Origin of the sequence: Nitratidesulfovibrio oxamicus, assembly GCF_015731765.1 — a bacterium.
Lineage (GTDB): Bacteria > Desulfobacterota > Desulfovibrionia > Desulfovibrionales > Desulfovibrionaceae > Cupidesulfovibrio > Cupidesulfovibrio oxamicus.
In genome coordinates, this window is record NZ_VRYY01000106.1 from 1 (window position 1) to 6,504 (window position 6,504).

At 66.6% G+C, this 6,504-nt stretch carries 5 protein-coding genes and 1 pseudogene; all 6 read left to right on the forward strand.

Annotation, left to right across the window (positions count from 1 at the left end):
- Positions 1-169 (forward strand): annotated as a pseudogene (locus tag FVW20_RS04760) (J domain-containing protein); the annotation flags it as partial.
- Between the two features lie 66 nt (positions 170-235).
- Positions 236-586 (forward strand): chaperone modulator CbpM, encoded by a 351-nt coding sequence (locus FVW20_RS04765; RefSeq protein ID WP_196608516.1) that lies wholly within the window; start codon positions 236-238, stop codon positions 584-586.
- Positions 587-801: 215 nt separating this feature from the next.
- A complete protein-coding gene (gene clpB, locus FVW20_RS04770; protein WP_196608517.1) occupies positions 802-3,390 on the forward strand; it encodes an ATP-dependent chaperone ClpB in 2,589 nt (862 codons plus the stop codon).
- Positions 3,391-3,808: 418 nt separating this feature from the next.
- Entirely contained in the window at positions 3,809-4,408 is a 600-nt protein-coding gene (locus FVW20_RS04775; protein WP_372434965.1) for a peptidylprolyl isomerase, read from the forward strand.
- 296 nt (positions 4,409-4,704) lie between these two features.
- On the forward strand, positions 4,705-6,243 hold the full coding sequence (locus FVW20_RS04780; protein WP_231038871.1) for an aspartate ammonia-lyase: 1,539 nt from the start codon (positions 4,705-4,707) through the stop codon (positions 6,241-6,243).
- The coding region (locus FVW20_RS04785) for a cyclase family protein (protein WP_196608518.1) at positions 6,228-6,504 on the forward strand (277 nt) is incomplete at its 3' end. The genes FVW20_RS04780 and FVW20_RS04785, both read left to right, overlap by 16 nt.

Below are 6,504 nucleotides of genomic sequence, written 5' to 3' on the forward strand. Positions count from 1 at the left end.
GTGCAGCGGGCGCAAGCTGCGCCTGCGCGGCAAGGGGTTGGGCACGGGGGCGGCGCGCGGCGACCAGTACGTGCGCATCGGCATCCGCACGCCGGGAGAAGCCACCCCGCGCGAACGGGAACTGTGGGAAGAACTGGCCCGGACCTCGGCGTTCCGGGCGCGCGACTAGCGGACAGGACGACCGGAACCGGCGCGGAACCCCGCCGACACGACTTGCATCCGGAGGTGACACCACATGTACCCCGATGACGGCAACGATCACGGATATGACCGGGGGCAAGGCCCTGCGCAGGGCGGCGAACTGCCCATCCGTTCGGAATTCATCGCCTGGGCGGAATTCCTTCAGGTGTCCGGCGTGCACCCCAGCCGCCTGGGCGAACTGATCGAACTGGGCTGGCTGGAACCGCGCCGCACGGCAGGCGAAGGCTATCTGTTCCGCCGGGTGGACGTATACCGCACCCGCAAGCTGGAACGCATTTGCGCCGACTTCGAACTGAACAGCCTGGGCGGCTCCATCGTGGTGGACCTGCTGGACCGCATCGACCGGCTGGAACGCCGGGTGCGCGAGCTTGAGGCGCAACGGTAGTTGTACGGCAGCTAGGGGCATGGCCTGATAGAGTCATGGCCCGCCAGCGTCATGACCAGATGAGTACGCGGTCCGGCGGCGGAGCATCCGCACCGGGCAGCACGAAATTTTCCGCCACGGGCGCGCCGCCCCCGGCATTTCCGGGGCCGCAGGCCGCCGCCCTCGGCACATCGAAGCTCGTACCCGGCCCCGCCGGGCAAGGGGGAAAGAACGCCATGGACATCAACAAGTTTACCGAAAAATCGCAGCAGGCCATTGCAGAGGCCCAGTCCACCGCCGTGCGCCTTGGGCACCAGCAGGTGGACGTGGAGCACGCCGCGCTGGCCCTGATCCGTCAGGAACAGGGGCTGGTGCCGCGCCTGCTGGAGCGGGCGGGCTACAAGCCAGACGCCTTTGCCGCCGCCCTTGAGGCGGCGTTGCAGAAGCGCCCGGCGGTCAGCGGCCCCGGCGCGGCCCAGGGGCAGATCTACGTCACCCAGCGCCTGAACCAGGCATTGGTGCGTGCACAGGACTTCGCCAGGCGGCTCAAGGACGAGTACGTCAGCGTCGAACACCTGATCTGCGCCTTTCTGGAAGAACCCGCCTCCACCGACATGGGCCGCGTTGCCCGCGAATTCGGCCTGACGCAGGACAAGTTGCTGGCCGTGCTGGAAGACGTGCGCGGCGCGCAGCGCGTTACCTCGCAGAATCCGGAAGACACCTACGAGGCGCTCCAGAAGTACGGGCGCGATCTGGTGGAAGAAGCCCGCAAGGGCAAGCTGGACCCGGTCATCGGGCGCGACGCGGAAATCCGCCGCGTGGTGCGCATCCTGTCGCGGCGCACCAAGAACAACCCCGTGCTCATCGGTGAGGCGGGCGTGGGCAAGACGGCCATCGTTGAAGGCCTCGCCCACCGCATCCTGAAGGGCGACGTGCCGGAGGGCCTCAAGAACCGCAGCCTGTTTGCGCTGGACATGGGCGCGCTTATCGCCGGGGCCAAGTACCGTGGCGAGTTCGAGGAACGGCTGAAGGCCGTGCTGAAGGAAGTGGAGAAGGCCGAGGGCCGCATCGTCATGTTCATCGACGAATTGCACACCATCGTGGGCGCGGGCAAGGCCGACGGGGCCATGGACGCGGGCAACCTGCTGAAGCCCATGCTGGCGCGCGGCGAGTTGCACTGCATCGGCGCGACCACGCTGGACGAGTACCGCAAGTACATCGAAAAGGATCCGGCGCTGGAACGCCGCTTCCAGCCCGTGGTGGTGGACGAGCCCACGGTGGAGGACACCATCTCCATCCTGCGCGGCCTGCGCGAACGGTTCGAGGTGCACCACGGCGTGCGCATCAGCGATTCGGCCATCGTGGAGGCGGTGATCCTGTCACACCGCTACATCACCGACCGTCAGTTGCCGGACAAGGCCATCGACCTCATCGACGAGGCGGCGGCGCTGATCCGCACCGAAATCGATTCGCTGCCCGCCGAACTGGACGAGGTGAACCGCAAGGTCATGCAGCTTGAGATCGAGCGCGAGGCCCTGCGCCGCGAGACGGACGCCGCCTCGCGCGAGCGGCTGGAAAGGCTGGAGAACGAGCTGGCCGACCTGCGGGCCGGGCAGGCCACCCTGCTGGCCCAGTGGGAGCGCGAAAAGGGCTCCATCGACGCCGTGCGCACCATCAAGGAAGAGATCGAACGTACCCGCCTGGCCATCGACGAGGCAGAGCGCAACTACGACCTCAACCGGGCGGCGGAACTGAAGTATTCCAAACTGCTGGAGCTTGAGCGCAAGCTGGCCGACGCCGAGCGCGGCGATGACGAAAACCGCCTGCTCAAGGAAGAGGTGCGCCCCGACGACGTGGCCGAAATCGTGGCCCGGTGGACGGGCATCCCGGTCACCCGGCTGCTTGAATCGGAACGCGAGAAGCTGCTGCGACTGGGCGACGTGCTGCACGAGCGCGTGGTGGGCCAGGACGAGGCCGTGCAGGCCGTGGCCGAAGCCGTGTTGCGCGCCCGGGCCGGGCTGTCCGACCCCGGGCGGCCCATCGGGTCGTTCATCTTCCTTGGCCCCACCGGCGTCGGCAAGACCGAACTGTGCAAGACGCTGGCGGAATCGCTGTTCGACAGCGAGGACAACATCGTGCGCATCGACATGAGCGAATACATGGAGAAGCACGCGGTGGCGCGGCTCATCGGGGCCCCCCCCGGCTACGTGGGCTACGACGAGGGCGGCCAGCTGACCGAGGCGGTGCGCCGCAAGCCGTACAGCGTGGTGCTGTTCGACGAGATCGAAAAGGCCCACGCCGACGTGTTCAACGTGCTGCTGCAAATCCTGGACGACGGGCGGCTTACCGACAGCCATGGCCGCACCGTGGACTTCAAGAACACCATCATCATCATGACCTCCAACATCGGGTCGTCGCACCTGCTGGACGGCATCACCGACGAGGGCGAATTCCGCCCCGGCGTGCGCGACAGGGTGATGGACGAAATGCGTCGCCACTTCCGGCCCGAGTTCCTGAACCGGGTGGACGAGATCGTCATGTTCCGCCCGCTGCTGCCCGAACAGATCGGGCGCATCGTGGAACTGCTGCTGGGCAGGCTGCGGGGGCGCCTTGCCGAACGCAAGATCACCGTGGACCTTTCCGACGCGGCGCGCGACTTCATCGCCGAATCCGCTTACGACCCGGTGTACGGCGCGCGGCCCCTGCGGCGCTACCTGCAGACCAACGTGGAAACGCCGCTGGCCCGCCGCCTGATCGCGGGCGACCTCAAGGACGGGCAACACGTGACCATCGGGGTCGGGCAGGACAGGCTGACGTTTGAATAAGGAGTATGCCACACTTGGGCCTTTCGCCCTTCGGCGTCGTCTGATTCGCCTTTTGCTCCGGTCACGTACGGCCAGAGCGCGCTGCGGTCGCCATTCGTAATGCTCGCGGACTCGCATAACGACTGCCGCACGCTCCCTTCACAAAAGGCGAATCTTCCTTGCCGAAGAACGAAAATCCTCAAGTGTGGTCATGCTCCTGAAGAAAAGAGAACAGTGGGTGTGGGGCCTCGTCGCCTGTCATACTACGGCATCTAGCGTGGTCACAAGGATGAGGGCTGCAGGGTGTTTGCGGCATGTTACCTGAGGCCGCCCCGCCGTCCATTGGCATGCCATGCCGATTGCCCTGCGGTGGCGCTTCTGGTAATGGCACCGGCACGGGCGGTTCGCCCATCCAACTTTCACAATCCCGGAGCAGAACATGCGTTGGTTGCTGCTGGCCGCGCTTACGGCCCTTTTCGCGTTCGCAGGTCACGGAACCGCCATGGCGGCTTCGGCACAGAGGGGACACACGGTGATCAAGCTGGAAACGAGCATGGGCGACATCGTCATCGAACTGGATGACGAAAAGGCCCCCAAGACCGCCGCCAACTTTCGCGAATATGTCGCGGCGGGCCACTACGACGGCACCATCTTCCACCGCGTCATCGACGGTTTCATGATCCAGGGCGGCGGCTTCGACGAGAAGATGCACGAAAAGCCCACCCGCGAACCCGTCGAGAACGAGGCCAACAACGGCCTGCGCAACGAAAAGTACACCCTGGCCATGGCCCGCACCATGGCACCGCATTCCGCCACCGCCCAGTTCTTCATCAACGTGAAGGACAACGCCTTCCTCGACCACCGCGCGCCCACCATGCAGGGCTGGGGCTACGCCGTGTTCGGCAGGGTGATCGAGGGTACCGACGTGGTGGACAAGATCAAGGCCGTGCGCACCGCCACGGTGGGTTCGTTCGAGAACGTGCCCACCACCCCCGTGGTCATCAAGAAGGCCACCGTACTGCCCCCGGCGGCGAAGTAACCCCGATTCACGGCAGGACGGAAAAGACGCATCCACTGCGCCCCGCACCCCATCCGGGTGGCGGGGCGCTTTTGCGTGGCGGTGCTGCCCATAGGCGGGCGGCGGCAAGGGTGGTATGCTGCAACCGTGCGTGCCCCATATGATGGGGTGACGCCATGATGGGCATAGGGGCATCAAGGGCATCAAGGGCATCAAGGGCAGCACGGGCAGCACTTCGGTACGGCCGCACGGGCAGCCACGGCACCATCCCGATAACCCGGCATTCTGACACCCCGGAAGCAAGGACGACATCCCCCATGGAATACCGCATCGAGCGCGACAGCCTTGGAGAACGCAAGGTGCCCGCCCACGCCTACTACGGCGTGCAGACCCTGCGGGCGCTGGAGAATTTCGACGTCACAGGGTTGACCATAGGCCGCCACCCCCGCTTCGTGCAGGCGCTGGCATCGGTGAAGAAGGCCGCCGCGCTGGCCAACATGGAACTGGGCCTGCTGGACGGCGACGTGGGGCAGGCCATCGTGCAGGCCTGCCGCGAGGTGCGCGAAGGCCGCTTTGACGAGCAGTTCGTGGTGGACATCATCCAGGGCGGGGCGGGCACCTCGGTGAACATGAACGCCAACGAGGTCATCGCCAACCGCGCGCTGGAACTGATGGGCCGCGCGCGCGGCGAATACGGCGTGGTCAGCCCGCTGAACCACGTCAATCTTTCGCAGTCCACCAACGACGTGTACCCCACGGCGTTCCGCATTGCCCTGGTGTGGTACGCACGCGACCTTGGCGTCTCGTTGCGTGAACTGCGCGATGCCTTTCATGCCAAGGGCGAGGCCTTTGCCGACGTCATCAAGATGGCCCGCACCCAGTTGCAGGATGCCGTGCCCATCACCCTGGGCGCGGAATTCGCGGCCTACGGGGTTACCGTGGGCGAGGACATCGACCGTCTGGCCGAGGTGGCCCGCCTGCTGTGCGAGGTGAACATCGGCGCAACCGCAGTGGGCACCGGCATCAACACCGTGCCCGGCTATGCGCCGCTGGTCTGCGACCGGCTGGCGGACATCACCGGGCTGCCGCTCTCGCTTTCGCCCAACCTTGTGGAGGCCACCAGCGACGCCGGGGCCTATGTCACCCTTTCCGGGCTGCTGAAGCGCGTGGCGGTGAAGCTTTCCAAGATATGCAACGACCTGCGGCTGCTCTCGTCCGGGCCGTTCACGGGCCTTGGCGAAATATCCCTGCCCGCCGTGCAGCCGGGGTCCAGCATCATGCCCGGCAAGGTCAACCCGGTGATCCCGGAACTGGTCAATCAGGTCTGCCAGCAGGTCATCGGCAACGACCTTACGGTGACCCTGGCGGCAGAGGCGGGACAGCTGGAACTGAACGTGTTCGGCCCGATCATGGCCTGCAACCTGTTCCAGTCGCTGGAAATCCTGACGCGGGCGGCGCGCATCCTGCGGGTACGTTGCGTGGAGGGCATCACCGCCAACCGCGAACGTTGTCTGGAACTGTTGCACGGCTCGCTGGGCATGGTCACGGCGCTGGCCCCGGTCATCGGGTACGAGGCGGCGGCCACGGTGGTCAAGGACGCCCGCGCCACGGGGCGCACGCCGCGCGACCTGCTGGTGGAGCGGGGGCTGATGCGGCCGGAAGACTACGACGACCTGATGGACCCAGCCAAGATGCTTGGCCCGCGCGACGTGCGCGGCCATCGCAACGGCAATTCGCGGCAGGATGCGGCGGGTCTGGAAATGGCGGAGAAGAAAGTGGCGGCGCAGGGAGCCGGGCCGGAAGTGCCGGATGTGGGGGATGGGCCGCATGAGGGGGGCGCATGCCCCGTGGCCTGACCTTTACCCGACTGGTGGACCTTGCCCACCCCATCGGCAGCGGCATGCCGCGCTGGCCGGGCGACCCGCCGGTAACCTTTCTGGATGTGGCCAGCCGCGAAGAAGACGGCTACGACCTGCGCGTCTTTGCCATGGGCGAGCACAGCGGCACCCACGTCAACGCGCCGTTGTCCTTTCTGCCCGGCGGGGCGGACGTGCGCACGGCGGCCCCGTGGCCGCTGCTGCTGCCTCTGGCCGTGCTGGACCTGCGCGGCAGGGCGG